This is a genomic window from Streptomyces sp. NPDC006235 (assembly GCF_040613735.1).
Classification (GTDB): domain Bacteria; phylum Actinomycetota; class Actinomycetes; order Streptomycetales; family Streptomycetaceae; genus Streptomyces.
This window is the reverse complement of the sequence record NZ_JBEXSR010000001.1, coordinates 154,660-167,742: the sequence shown is the minus strand read 5'-3', so window position 1 is coordinate 167,742 and position 13,083 is coordinate 154,660. Positions and strand designations below refer to the sequence as shown.

Genomic DNA, 13,083 nt, shown 5'->3' with positions numbered 1-13,083 from the left:
AAGGGCTGCGGTCCGGATGTCGATCAGCACGCTGAGGGTGTTCTGACGTGGGGTGTTGTGTTGTAGCTTCCCCGTCGGCAGGCCGTCAACGGCTTCTCGATGTGATGCTTCTGGCTCGGCGTCCAGGACAACTATTTCGGTAACCGGCGATCGTGACCTACAGTTTTGGCACCGCCCTCCACCGCCAGTTTTTTCGGCAGCCTTTCTGCCGTGAGAGATTGCGCGGGATCGGGCTGGACTTGCGCGACCTGGGTGTGGCTATGTTGACGACACCCCCGGAAAGCGCGAGCGGCCATCAGCGCGCCTGCGCCGCCGACCGGCCAACTCCCCCACCCCTGACGCCCGTACCGCCACGATCGATGGTGAGCCGTGGGATGCCCGCCCACCGGCCACCGAGTGAGGACCGCCCTCTTGGCACGAATCCGCACCATCAAGCCCGAAGCCTTCGTCTCCGAGTCCCTCGCCACCGTCTCCCTGACCGCCGAGCGCACCTTCTTCGGCCTGCTCACCCAGGCCGACGACCAGGGCCGTCACCGCGACCACGCCGCGATCATCGCCGGACAGCTGTGGGTTCTACGCCCGGATCACGGACCGTCGGACGTCGAGACCGACCTCGCCCAGCTCGCCGACGCCGGGCTGATCTGCCGATACAGGGGGCCGGACGACAAGCGATACCTGCACATCGTCACCTGGCACCGGCATCAGAAGATCAACCGGCCCAGCAAGAGCCGCCTCCCCGCCTGCCCCCACCACGACGCGCCGGCCGGCACCACACCAAGCCTCGCCGCGCCGACTGCGGGCGCCAGCGTCACGGAGACCGCACCGCCGCCTCACGGAACCGTGCGTGAATGCTCCGGCGAAGTGCGCGAGCCCGCAGTGAGCCCCGGCGCCGATGACGAAACCGCAGGTCAGGCCGGTTTTACTGAGCCTTCCGGGAGGAGGCGGGGAGGACTTGGTGCGGGAGCAGTGACGCCTCACCGTACGGATCTAGGACCTAGGATCATGGATCTAGGAAATACCCCTTCGGGGGGCGCAAGCGCCCCCGCACCTGACACCGTCTCGGCCCAGCAGCTCATCGCCGAGTACGCCGCCGCCTGCCCACACCGGCCGCCCAAGGACGTCCTGGGCCATCTCAGCCGGGAGGTGCGCAAGCTGCTCGACGAGGGCATCGCCCCCGCGCACATCCGCGCCGGACTCGAACGCCATCGCGCCAAGGGGCTGCACCCCAGCACCCTGCCGAGCCTCGTGCACGAGGCCATGAACGCGACCCCCGCCGCGCCGGTTGTCCACAGGGCGTGGACAAACCCCACGGATGTCGAAGCGGCCTTCGGAGGTGACCTCTGACCGCCACCCTCGCCCGGGAGCCCCACCGGGTCGGCCCGCTCGCCGACCGGCTCGACGGCATCCTGGCCCGCCGCGGTATCGACCCCGCCGCCGCTGCCGCTGAAGAGCGGCACGCCGAGCCCGTCACCGCGCTGGAGCTCGCGGACGCCCGGATCCCTGCCCGCTACCGCCGCGCCCTGGCCGACCACCCGCAGGTCACCGCATGGGCCGACCAGATCGCCCGCGCCGGACGCCCCGGCCCCGGCGGCCCGGGCATCGCCGAAGGACCGTCGCTGCTGATCGCCGGCCCCACCGGCACCGGCAAGACGTACCAGGCGTACGGCGCCGTCCGCGCGCTCCTCACCCGAGGCGTCCGCCTGCGCTGGGAAGCCACCACCACCGCCGACCTCCACGCCAGGCTCCGCCCCCGTGCCGGCCACGACAGCGAACGGGACCTGCAGACGCTGGCCCGCAGCCCGCTGCTGCTCCTGGACGACCTCGGCGCGGCCAAGACCAGCGAGTGGACCGAGGAGCTCACCTACCGGCTCATCAACCACCGGTACGAGCACCTGTTCCCCACCCTGATCACCACCAACCTCCCCACCGCCGAGCTGCGCACCACGCTCGGAGACCGCGTCGCCTCCCGCCTCGCCGAGATGACCGAACGCGTCATCCTCACCGGCCCCGACCGACGCCGCACTGCGCCCACCGCCTGACCGGCCCGCGCACCACCCCACCTCCCCCCTTGCATCACCCACCCGCGCCCAGCCTGCCCTCGACCGCGCGGGCCGCTAGGAGAGCCACTGCATGACACCTGGCAACACCACGCTCACCAGCGCCCAAGGCACAGACGCCCTGTTGCGCTGGATCACTGCGCCCACGGCTGCCGCAGCCCTGCTCCTCATGCTCATCCTCGTCCTGGCCGCTACGCGGCCACTCCGCCGACGTCTCCGGAAGCCCAGCGTGGGGCAGCGACGAGGAACCGCCGCGGTCTGGGTTGCCGCCGTCGCCGCGATCGGCTGCACCGCCTACAGCGCGGACACCAGCTGGCGGTTCGCCGCTGACTACCTGGACATGGGCAGCACCATCGAGCGCGCCGCGATGTTCGCCGCAGCTGAACTCGCCCTGTTCGCCACCGCCCTGCTCGCCCGGCAGAACCTCAACGGCCCGAAACAGGCGCCCGGCCTGCCCGGCACCCTCACCTGGGTCATCACCGCCGTCCAGATCCTGCCCGCCTACGCCGAATCAGGACCGATCGGTGGGACCGTACGGGCCTTCGTCGGCCCGGTCATGGCAGCCATGCTCTGGCACCTGGCCATGGGCATCGAGTTGCGATACCACGCCCCGCACGCCGACTCCCGCAGCCTGGCAGCCGTCCTCGCCCGACAGACGCGTGAGCGGCTTCTGGCACGACTCGGCATCGCAGACCGGGACGCGGACGCCGCCCGGATTATCCGCGAGCGCGCCCTCGACCAAGCCGTCACCCTGATCCTCCGGGCAGAAGCCATGACGCCCGCCCAGCGCACCAAGCGGCGATTCCGCCGCCTCACCCGCCGCCTCCACCAAGCGCTGGAGCAAGCCGACGTCGACCGCGACGAACACCAGGACGAGCTGCTGCTGCGCAAACTCGCCACCCGCCAACAAGCCCTCGCACTGGCCACCGTCGCCCTGCCCCCGCGCTGGCCCGCCCCCACCGGGGGCACGACCGGCGGCTCCGCCCCTGCCCGCCCGCGCACCACAGCGTCAAGGCGGGCAGAGCATCCGCATCCTGGCCACCCGCCCGCCAAGGAAACGGGCGATGGCGCCGCCGACCGGGCTGCCCGCTCATCGCCCGAAAACCGCCCGCAACAGCCCGCCCGCGCCGCCACGAGATCGGAGCCGACACCGGGCAAGGAGCCACTGGATATCGATCCGGGCAACTCCACACGGGCGAAACGAAAGCGCCCAGGTCCCAAACCACGCGCGACACGGGACGTCCTCACCGACTACGCCCACCGCCTCCATCGCGAGACCGGACGTCTCTCCCGTGACCTGTTGGAGGACACCGTGCGCGAGGACGGCTACAGCGTCGCCAGCGACACAGCCGGCGAGGTCGTCCGCGCCATCAAGGCCGAACTCAAGGCCGTTCGCGCCAGCCGCCCCGCCTGAGCCCCTCACCAACACCCAGGAAAGATCGCTCAATGCACGACTCGAAACACGAACTTCCCACCGGCCAAAAGGGGGCGACCACCGCAGCCTCAGCGGGAGCAAGGTATGCCGCTGGACCGTCCAAGGACGGCTCCAATGCGGAAGCCTCCGCCCCGGGGGTGGCGGCGGCCATCGGGCACCAGGGGGTGCCCGAAGGGGAACAGACCGCCGGCAGCGCCGCGCACCCGCCGCTGCCGCGTGCTGCCGAAGCCGCCGTGCTGCACCGTGTCGCCCGACGCCGCAAGCCCGACCCGAACGGCCAGCGCAAGGAGCGAGTCGACGCCCGCTACAGCGTTGCTGAGAAGAAGGACATCCTGCGCATGGCGCAGTCGCTGAACATCGCCGGCGCACACTATGTCGGTGCCGTCGTCATGGCCCACGTCCACGGCGACCTTGCCCTGCCCGGCCAGCGCACGCCGCTCGACGACTACATCGACGAGCTGACCGCCCTGCGCCAGCAGGTCGCCAAGATCGGCCACAACATCAACCAGATCGCCAAGAAGCTCAACTCCGGCGGTCATGCGCACCCTGGGGATAACGCCGTCCTGGCCCAGGCCGAGCAGACGCTGACCGCGGTCGGCGCCACCGTCCGTCACATCGCCACAGCCGCGAACGAGGCCGTTACCAAGACGGTGGCCAGGTGATCGCGAAGATCAGCAGCGGCAAGGACACCGCCGGCCTGATCCGCTACCTCTTCGACACAAAGAAGGCCAAGGACCACACCGACCCGCATCTGGTCGCCTCCTGGGACGGCTTCGCCCCCGACCCCGGCCGCACCGACGACTTCCACGCCGCCAGGAAGCTCCTAGTCGCCGACCTCGACCTGCACGTCAAGCAGGCCCGGCGGCTCGGCCGCGCCCCCGAGAAACACGTGTGGCACTGCTCGATCCGCGTCGCCCCCGAAGACCGCATCCTCAGCGACGAGGAGTGGGCCGACATCGCCCGCCGCGTCGTCGCCGCCACCGGCATCGCGCCCGACGGCGACCCGGACGGCTGCCGTTGGGTCGCCGTCCGCCACGCCCCCGACCACATCCACATCGCCGCCACCAAGGTCCGCGCGGACCTGCGCACCGCCCGTCACTGGAACGACTACCTCACCGCCGACCGCGAACTCGCCGCCATCGAGAAGGAATACGGCCTGCTCCAAGTCGTACGCGGGGACCGCACCGCCGCCAAGCGGCCCACTCGCGCCGAGCAGGAGAAGGCCCGCCGCGCCGGCCAGGACAAGACCCCTCGCGAACGCCTGCGCAGCACTGTGCGCACCGCCGTGGCCGCCACCTCCAGCATCGAGGAGTTCGTCCACCTGCTCAACCACATCGACGGCGTGCTCGTCGAGGTCGTGTACTTCCCCTCCGGCGACGTCCGTGGCTACAAGGTCGCTCTCGAAGACGAGGTGAACGGCGCTGTCTGGTACTCGGGCTCCAAACTCGCTCCGGACCTGTCCTTCCACAAGATCCAGGAACGCCTGAAGGCCGTAGACCCGCAGCCCACCGGCAAACCGGGCCTGCGCCGGCCCAACCCCTGGCACCAGGCCACCGCTGCCACCGATCGCATCCCCCACCGCCTCGACCAGGGCGATGACGAAGCCTCCCAGGCCCACCTCGCCGCCTTCGGCGAAGCCCTCGACGCCCTGCCCCTCCTCGCGTCGGCCCCCATCCACTCCCAGCTCCGCGAGGCAGCGACCGCGTTCGAGCGCGCCACCCGTTCCCGCATCCAGGCCGAACACCACCACGCCCGCGCCCTGCGCAGCGCCGTGCGGGCCATGGTCCGCGAGCCCGCCCCCAAGGACGGCGCCGTCCTGGCGATGTTCCTCGACGCCGCGATCTTCGTCGTCATGGCCGCGGCCCGCTGGCACCAGCTCCGCCACCACGACCAGCAGGTCGCCGCCGCCCACCAGACCCTGGTATACCTTCAAGCTGCATATGAGCAGGCAGCAGCCGCGCCGCTGGTCGCACTGGCCCAGCGCCGACCGTCCCAGCAGACAGTGGACCGGCACATCCGCCGCATACGTCAGGTAGTACCCGACCATGCGCAGCAGGTCCTGGACGACCCGTCCTTCGACGCACTCGCCACCGTGCTCACCGACGCCGAGGCCGCCGGCCACGACCCCGAGCGGCTCCTCGAACAGGCCGCCCACCAGCGTCCCCTGGCCGATGCCCGCCGCCTCGCACGGGTGCTGACCTGGCGCATCCAGCGCCTGAGCGCAAGGGCGGCGGTCAGCGAAGGTGCCCGTGCAGCGCAGGCTCGGAGCGCGGCGCAACGGCCCAACGCGCCGGTGTCTGCGGAAACGGCTGCCCCAGCAGCCCCGCAAGCACGGCGGCGTTGATCACGGCCGCGCAGCGAGCCTGGGCGCAAGCAGCTCCAGCGCTTCTTCCCAGCGGTAGCGGTCGGCGCCGCCGCCGGCCTTCGGCCGGTGAGGTTCGTACGAGCCGATCAGGACGCCCATCTCGCGCAGCCGTTCCAGGCTCTGGCGGTATGCGGGGTGGGCGGCCTGGGCGGAGTTCAGGTACGGCAGCACGGCGACCGGGATGCCCATGGCGGGTGCCTCGCACAGGATGCCCAGGGCGAGGTTGTCGGAGATGCCGGCGGCCCACTTGTTGACGGTGTTGAAGCTGGCCGGGGCGACCGCGATCGCATTCGCAGGCCGGGTCGGGCGTGGCTCACCCGGTGATCGCCAGGCCGAGCGGACGGGGCGGTCGGTCTGGGCCTCGACCGTCTCCACGTCAATGAAGCCGAGTCCCTGTGGAGTGGTGATGACGCCGACCTCCCAGTGCCGCTCCTGTGCTGCGGTGATCAGCCGACCGACGTCGGCGGCGACCCCAGCCGCACAGACCACGATCTGGAGGAACGGCTTGTCGGGCTGATCACTCACGCGGGAACTCCCAGTTGGCGGCTGAAGTGGTGCAGCTCGGGCAGTGCCCGGCGGTGGTCGCGGGCTGCCATGTCGGCGACCAGTTCGCGTACGGCCGGGCGGCGGATGTCCTGTGCCGCGCAGCTCTCGGCGATGCGCAAGGCCTGGTAGCCGTCGACGAGCCTGCCCTGCTGACTGTAGGCGCGGGCGGTATCCACCCAGAGCGCGGCCCGGCGCTCTGGGACGGGGATGTGTCGCCGCATGAGGGGCCGTGCGGTGTGCAGGGCGATGCCGGCATCGCCGAAGGAGACTGCCGCGCTGACCTCATGCAAGGCGACGTTGGTGGGGCTGAAGTTCGCCCATGCGTCCGGCCGGTCAAAGGCGACATGGCGAGCTACCTCCTTGGCCTCGGTGAGGAAGTCCTGGGTGGTGTCGCGGTCGCCGTTTCTGCTGGCTGCGGTCGCCCCGCGGAGCAACAACAGTCCGACTGCTGCCAGGTATCGGGGCGGGCGCTGGTCATAGGAGCCGGTGAGCTGGTCGGCGGTGTGGCGGATGATGTTCACGGCCTGGGCGGTGTGCTTCTCCCGTACGAGGACGTGAGCGTGCACGCGAACACTCGCGGCGAGGACGACAGGGTCCCCGGACCGTTCCGCCTCGGCCATGGCCCGGCCGGCCGCAAGCCAGGCGTTGCCCTGATCGGCTCGCTTCAGCAGCAGGCTCACGGACGTCTGGTAGGCGGTCGCGAGCAGCCCAGATGCCTCCGCCGAGCCGGATGAGCCGCCGGCGGCCTGGCGCAGGTCAGCGATCAGGCCCGGCAGGGTCTGCTCCAGTTCCGCGTAGTTGCACATGTGGAACATCCGGCGTACAGCCCGTGTCCGGTCCCGTAGCTCGTCGATGCCCAGGGCTTGGCCGGTGGCCCCAGGACTCGTGCCGGGCAGCAGGACCCGGACCAGCTCGTGGTGTGCTGCGGTGGACGACGGTGGGGCCGCGAGGGCGGCAGCGCTCACGGCGAGGAAAGTACGGCGGTGCATGTCCTCTGTTCCGGGCTCGGCTGGGCTGGCATCAGAAGGGGCGGCGAGGCCGAGACGTCGCGGCGGAATCTCCAGCACCTCCGCGATTTCGCGCAGCACGCGAACGTCCTCCGTGCCCCTGCCGCTCTCCAGGCGGCTCACTTTCGACTGGTGATACCCCAGGGCGGCGGCAACGTCCTTCTGCGAGCGCCGCTGTAACACGCGTGCCTGACGGATCACTTCGCCGATCCGTCTCGCTTCACTCAGTGCATCGGCCATCTGTGCCACGGCCCCTCCTGCCGTCGCCGATCCTGCCTGCTCAACCGAGCGTAACCGAGCAGTGATTGGCCGCGATGCAGCTCCTGCATAAGTGATGCAGCCCCAGCACACGGCGTGGCCCCGCTTGCCCCTGGAGCGGTTGCGTGGAGTAGCCGCACCGATCCAGGAGGCCGCTCATGGAAGCGCACCAGCTCACTCTCTCGCTGTCCGCCACACCTGCTGCGGTATCCGCCGCCCGGCACGAGGCCGCAGACGCGATGGCGGGCTGGAAGGCGGAGGAGCTGAACGGCGATGTGCTGCACACCGCCGGGCTGGTGATCAGCGAACTGCTGGCCAACGCCGTCCAGCACGCAGACACCGACCACGTTTCGATGGCTGTGCGGCTCATCGATGCCGCTCTGCGCATCGAGGTCTGGGACTCCAGCCCGGTGCTGCCGCGGCCCCGCCTCCCGGACGACCACAGCGAGGACGGCCGCGGACTGTTCCTCGTCACCGCTCTGACCGACCGATACGGCGCCAAGCCGACACCCACAGGCAAACGGTGCTGGGCCGAGATCGACCTGACCACCCGCTCAGATCGGGAAACCGCAGTCTCCCTTCCCCTCCAGAGGAGTTGATCGTGGCAGACACCGTCTCCACCCCGCTCAGGGCGGCCGAGGTGATCGCCGTACGACCGGGACCACCGCTCACCGGCATCGTCACCGTCGATGGGTCCAAGAACGCCGCCCTCCCGCTGCTGGCCGCCGCGGCGGCACTTGGCCGCCCTGTGCGGCTGGGCAATGTGCCGGCCAACACGGACGTCCAGATCATGCTCGCGCTGCTGCAGCAGGCCGGCTGGCACGTCGCGCAGCCCGTCGGAGAGCCGAGCACTGCGGTGATCCTTCCGACGGAGAGCCGGTGCACGGTTCCCGTACTGGCCCAGGCCGCCCAGATCCGCGCCTCCTACTACCTGGTGCCGGCCCTGCTCGCACGGCACGGGGAAGCGCGGCTGCCGTGGCCGGGAGGTTGCCGGATCGGTGCGCGCGGGATGGAACTGCACTTCAAGGTGTACCAGGCATTCGGAGACCGCACCGCCGTGGACGATTCCGCGTACCGCGTCGAGGCAGTCGCTCCCGATACGGCCACCGTCTCCCTGATGCTGCCGTTCCGCTCGCGAGGGGCGACCGTGGCGGCCGTGCTCCGGGCCGTCACGGCCGGACGAACGCTACGGCTGGGCGAACCCAACCTCTCGCCGGAAGTTCTGTGCGTACTCGACGCCCTGAGCGCAGTGGGCTGGGAAGCCCGGACGAGCGAGCACCTCCTGACTCTGTCACCACCGTCCTCGGAGTCGGCCGACGCCGTCTGGGCGGTGCCCGGAGACAAGGTCGAAGCGGGGACACTGGCCTGCGCGGTTGCCGCCACCGGGGGTGACGCACGTATCGAGGGAGTCCGAAGCAAGGACATGGGGCCGCTGGTCGGGGCCCTGCGACGGCTGGGGATCCCCGTCAGCAGTGAGACCGAAGCCCTCGCCATCCGCGCCCAGGATGCGAGGATGACCGGTCGTCCTCTGCGGGCCATCGCCTCCCTCAGCCCCGGCGGCCTGGACGCCGACTTCGAACCTCCGCTCATGGCACTCGCCCTCGGCCTGCCCGGCAACCACCTGTTCGCCGACGCGATCAATCCTGGCCGCCACGGCAATCTGCTGCCTCAACTGGCCCGTCTCGGAGCCGATATCGAGGAGATCTCCCCCACTGAGTGCCGTCTCACCGGACCCCAGCGGCTGACCGGGACAGGCGTGGAGGCCGCCGACATCCGCACCGGTTCCGCACTCATGGTCGCCGGCCTCACCGCCCGCGGTGTCACCACCCTCGGTGGCCTCGACCAGCTCCGCCGCGGTCACGCCGACCTGCCCGGCAAGCTCCGCGCGCTGGGCGCGGACATCTGCGAGGTCACCCCATGACCACTCTCCGCGCTCTGCGCCAGGTCGTGGCCACCACGGATGTCCACTCCACCTTCGACAACGCCGTGCCCTTCCTGACCCACCTCAACACCCTCGGCGAGACCTCGCTCATCGTGGACTGCGGTGACTTCTTCGAAGGCAGCGGCTACTACCGCCTCGCCCACGGTGCCATCGAGCGCGAGGTCCTGCTCAAGCTCTACGACGTTCTGGCACCCGGGAACCATGGCTGGCACCACCACTTCGAACCCGGACTCCACCAGCTCACCATCTGCGCCAATGCGGTCGACGCCGACACCGGTGACGCACTCTTCCGCCGTGTACGCACCGCGCGCGTCGGTGGCCGGCGCGTCGGCATCACCGCGGTCATCGGGCAGCAGGCGTTCAACGGCATCCCCGCCGGGCAGCGAACCGGTCACAGCGTCACCGACCCCGTCCAGGCCCTGCGCGCGATCATGCTCGCCCACCACCACGAAGTGGACGACTGGATCCTGCTCAGCCACTCCGGCTTCGACGAGGACCTCAAGCTGGCCACCGCCTGCCCCTTCCTCGACCTGATCTTCGCGGGCCACTGCCACAGCGACCAGTACGGCCCTGTCCATGTCGGAGACACCCTCGTCCTCAAAGGCCGAGAACTCGCCGCCGGATACGCCCTAGCCGAGCCGGTCGGCACCGGCTGGGCCGCGCGCATCGCCGACTTCCCGGAGCACAGCTCGAGCACCACTCCGAAAAGACTCGTCAAGGTCACACGGCAGCTCGGCCGCATGCGCAGAGCGCTGGCCGATGCCATCGGTCCCGTCAGCGAGGCGTACTGCGATCAAGTACCAGACCGGAACCGTTTACTCACCGATGTTGCCTCGCGGCTGCACACCGGACTCGGCGCCGACGCGGTCATCCTCAACGAGACCGCGCTCCGCCCCGTGCCCCTCGGCAGCACGCTCACACGGGGCGACCTGCTCGCCATCGAGCCCTTCGGCAACCAGCTGGTCCACGCCCAGATCCCAGACAGGTACCGCAACGCTCCACAGGACCTCCTCGCCCAGCTCGTGGAACAGACCGGTCCTCTCGTCACCATGCCGGATCCCCTGCCCGACGGCATCACCACAGTCCTGACGACCGACTACGTCGCCGAGAACTACCTCGGCCGGCGCACCCACGAGGCGGGCCTGCGACTCGACCAGGCAGTCCAGCACGTGCTCACAACGCCGCGTCCCGACACCGCCCCTGGAGACAAGCGATGATTCTCACCGGTCCCGAGATCACCGCAGCCGCACACGACGGCCGCCTCCGCATCACCCCCTTCTCCGCCGAGCAGGTCAACCCCAACAGCTACAACGTGCGCCTCGGATCAACCCTGATCGTCTACACCTCCGAGGTACTAGACGCCCACCGCCCCAACCCCACCCGCGACATCACCATCGCCCCGGAGGGCGAGGTCCTCCAGCCCGGCGAGCTGTACCTCGGCCACACCCTCGAAGAGGTCGGCTCCGACACTTTCGTCCCGTTGCTCTTCGGTCGCTCGTCCATCGGGCGGCTCGGCCTATTCGTCGAGATCACCGCTCCGATCGGAGACATCGGCTTTCACGGCCAGTGGACGCTGATGCTCACCCCGACCCGCCCGTTGCGGGTGTACGCGGGCATGAGAATCGGGCAGATCATGTTCTTCGTCTCCACCGGCGACATCGACCCCTACCGCGGCAAGTACCAGGCCGCCGCCGGCCCGCAGCCGTCGAGGTACTGGCGGGACACGGCTCGCATCAAGGCGGTGGCCTCGTGATCCTCACCGGCCCCGCAATCAACGCTGCCATCCAGACCGGCGAGATCACGATTCACCCGTACGACCCGGCCCGCCTCTCCCCGAACGCCTACGACTGGCGACTCGGCGACACGATCCGCGTCTGCACCGGTGACCTGGACGCCGCCGCTCCCACCGAGTTCACCGAACAGACCATTCCCGCCACGGGCCTGGCGCTGAAGCCCGGAGTGCTCTACCTCGGCGTCACGCTGGAGCAGACAAGCTCGGAGACATACGCACAGCTCCTCAACGGCGACCGCACCATCGGCGCGCTCGGCATCTGGGTCCACGTCTCCGCCCCGCTCGGCCACCAAGGCCATGCCATCCGCTGGACCCTGGAAATCCGTGCGGCCAAGCCCGTCCGCATCTACCCGGGCATGACTTTCGGCAAGCTCGTCTTCCTCACAGCCTTCGGCGCCCCGGTCAGCTACCAGCAGCAGTGCGCCAAGTACGCAGCCAGCAACGGCATCGACATCTCCCGGCTCTACGAGGAGATGCAGGGAGGCGCCTCGTGAACCCAGTCGCGCAGCACACCGCTGGGCCGCTGGCCGCCACCTGCCTGGACCTGCCGGCAGGAAGCCCCGGTGGAAGCGTCGAACTCTTCCTCGACCTCTACACCGGCGACCAGCCCCTCGTCCCAGCCCGCGCGTTCATGCTCGGTCCGTCCACTCCAAGACACCGCCTCCCCACCGGACTCGACCTACTGACCGTGGCCGGGAAGTGCCTGGAGGGCCCCGCCTTCGGCCGCTACGTCGCAGCCCTGCGCAAGACCCTCGCGATCGCGATCGACCCCGCCCAGATCGGCGTCCTGCACCTACAGCACCTCGCCTTCGGCGCCACTCCCGCCCTGATCCGGGCCCTGCCCTCGCATCCCCGCATCGCCCTGGTCCACGGCACAGACCTGATCTTCGCCGAGGCACACCGCGACCAACTACAAGTCCTGCGCGAGTCCGCCCGAGCCGCTGACGCCATCGTGGTGCCCACCGGTGCGATGGCCGACCACCTCCTCAAGCTCGCCCCACAGCTCGACCGCAGAAAGATCGCCCACATCCCCTGGGGCATCCCCGACCACCTGCTCACCGATCCGCCCACCCGGCCAGCCCGAGCAGCCTCCAGCCACTTGCGACTGCTCTACGCGGGACGGCTGACCGCCGAGAAGGGCGTCGAGGCCCTGGTCAAGAGCCTGTCCCGAGTCCCAGGCATCGAGCTCAGCATCGCCGCGCCCCGAGCCCAATTTCATGTCCTGGCTCCGCTCTTGCAACGGGTCGGCGTGAAGGCCCGCTACCTCGGCTGGCTCCGCCGTCCACAGCTGTGGAGAGCGTTCACCGAACACGACGCGCTGGTCATGCCGTCCACCACCCTGGAGGCCATGGGCCTGGTCGCGCTGGAGGCCCAAGCCTGCGGACTGCCCGTCCTGTACCAGCCCGTACCCGGCCTCAGCGAAACCCTCGCCGCCTCCGGCGTGGCCACCGACTTCAGGAACTCCGCGGCCCTGGCCCGTGACCTCGACCGGCTACGCACATCCTCCGGCCTGCTGTCCGCTCTACGGCAGGCAGGCTACGCAAACGCGGCACGCTATCCGCTCTCGGCAACCGCACGCTCCCTGACCGACCTCGGCCGCCAACTCGCCTGAACCTCATTCCGACGGCCCGACACGTCACTACCCGACCCACTGCACGAACCTCACTACGCTGACCGGCGG

At 70.1% G+C, this 13,083-nt stretch carries 13 protein-coding genes; 11 read left to right on the top strand and 2 right to left on the bottom strand.

Annotated elements, in window-relative coordinates; genetic code table 11:
• Positions 1 to 411 precede the first annotated feature (411 nt).
• From ABZ192_RS00825 to ABZ192_RS00805, 5 genes are all read left to right on the top strand, one after another.
• A complete protein-coding gene (locus ABZ192_RS00825) occupies positions 412 to 1,344 on the top strand; it encodes a hypothetical protein (protein WP_356922382.1) in 933 nt (310 codons plus the stop codon).
• On the top strand, positions 1,341 to 2,039 hold the full coding sequence (locus ABZ192_RS00820; protein WP_356922611.1) for an ATP-binding protein: 699 nt from the start codon (positions 1,341 to 1,343) through the stop codon (positions 2,037 to 2,039). The genes ABZ192_RS00825 and ABZ192_RS00820 overlap by 4 nt, the downstream gene beginning before the upstream one ends.
• 91 nt (positions 2,040 to 2,130) lie before the next feature.
• The gene (locus ABZ192_RS00815; protein ID WP_356922381.1) at positions 2,131 to 3,471 is read left to right on the top strand and encodes a hypothetical protein; all 1,341 of its coding nucleotides are present in this window, start codon (positions 2,131 to 2,133) and stop codon (positions 3,469 to 3,471) included.
• A 32-nt stretch (positions 3,472 to 3,503) separates the two neighbouring features.
• Positions 3,504 to 4,154, top strand: a complete 651-nt coding sequence (locus ABZ192_RS00810; RefSeq protein WP_356922380.1) for a MobC family plasmid mobilization relaxosome protein — start codon at positions 3,504 to 3,506, stop codon at positions 4,152 to 4,154.
• Positions 4,151 to 5,836, top strand: a complete 1,686-nt coding sequence (locus tag ABZ192_RS00805) for a mobilization protein (protein WP_356922379.1) — start codon at positions 4,151 to 4,153, stop codon at positions 5,834 to 5,836. The genes ABZ192_RS00810 and ABZ192_RS00805 overlap by 4 nt, the downstream gene beginning before the upstream one ends.
• Here the strand turns inward: ABZ192_RS00805 and ABZ192_RS00800 are convergent, their stop codons facing one another.
• Entirely contained in the window at positions 5,837 to 6,382 is a 546-nt protein-coding gene (locus ABZ192_RS00800; protein WP_356922378.1) for a flavoprotein, read from the bottom strand.
• Complete coding sequence (locus ABZ192_RS00795) at positions 6,379 to 7,650, bottom strand: helix-turn-helix transcriptional regulator (RefSeq protein ID WP_356922377.1); 1,272 nt, start codon at positions 7,648 to 7,650, stop codon at positions 6,379 to 6,381. The genes ABZ192_RS00800 and ABZ192_RS00795 overlap by 4 nt, the downstream gene beginning before the upstream one ends.
• A gap of 176 nt (positions 7,651 to 7,826) precedes the next feature.
• Between ABZ192_RS00795 and ABZ192_RS00790 the strand changes: the two genes are divergently transcribed.
• Genes ABZ192_RS00790 through ABZ192_RS00765 form a run of 6 tightly spaced genes read left to right on the top strand, consistent with a single transcriptional unit; the run spans position 7,827 to position 13,014 of the window.
• On the top strand, positions 7,827 to 8,267 hold the full coding sequence (locus tag ABZ192_RS00790; protein ID WP_356922376.1) for an ATP-binding protein: 441 nt from the start codon (positions 7,827 to 7,829) through the stop codon (positions 8,265 to 8,267).
• Positions 8,268 to 8,308: 41 nt separating this feature from the next.
• Positions 8,309 to 9,589 carry a UDP-N-acetylglucosamine 1-carboxyvinyltransferase gene (locus ABZ192_RS00785; protein ID WP_356922610.1) on the top strand — a complete coding sequence of 427 codons (1,281 nt, stop codon included), beginning with the start codon at positions 8,309 to 8,311 and terminating at the stop codon, positions 9,587 to 9,589.
• Positions 9,586 to 10,827, top strand: a complete 1,242-nt coding sequence (locus ABZ192_RS00780) for a metallophosphoesterase (protein ID WP_356922375.1) — start codon at positions 9,586 to 9,588, stop codon at positions 10,825 to 10,827. The genes ABZ192_RS00785 and ABZ192_RS00780 overlap by 4 nt, the downstream gene beginning before the upstream one ends.
• Positions 10,824 to 11,363, top strand: a complete 540-nt coding sequence (gene dcd, locus ABZ192_RS00775) for a dCTP deaminase (protein ID WP_356922374.1) — start codon at positions 10,824 to 10,826, stop codon at positions 11,361 to 11,363. Before ABZ192_RS00780 ends, dcd begins: the two co-directional genes overlap by 4 nt.
• Positions 11,360 to 11,896: a deoxycytidine triphosphate deaminase gene (locus tag ABZ192_RS00770; protein WP_356922373.1), complete on the top strand. Its 537-nt coding sequence runs from the start codon at positions 11,360 to 11,362 to the stop codon at positions 11,894 to 11,896. The genes dcd and ABZ192_RS00770 overlap by 4 nt, the downstream gene beginning before the upstream one ends.
• Positions 11,893 to 13,014, top strand: a complete 1,122-nt coding sequence (locus tag ABZ192_RS00765) for a glycosyltransferase family 4 protein (RefSeq protein ID WP_356922372.1) — start codon at positions 11,893 to 11,895, stop codon at positions 13,012 to 13,014. Before ABZ192_RS00770 ends, ABZ192_RS00765 begins: the two co-directional genes overlap by 4 nt.
• Positions 13,015 to 13,083: the final 69 nt, after the last annotated feature.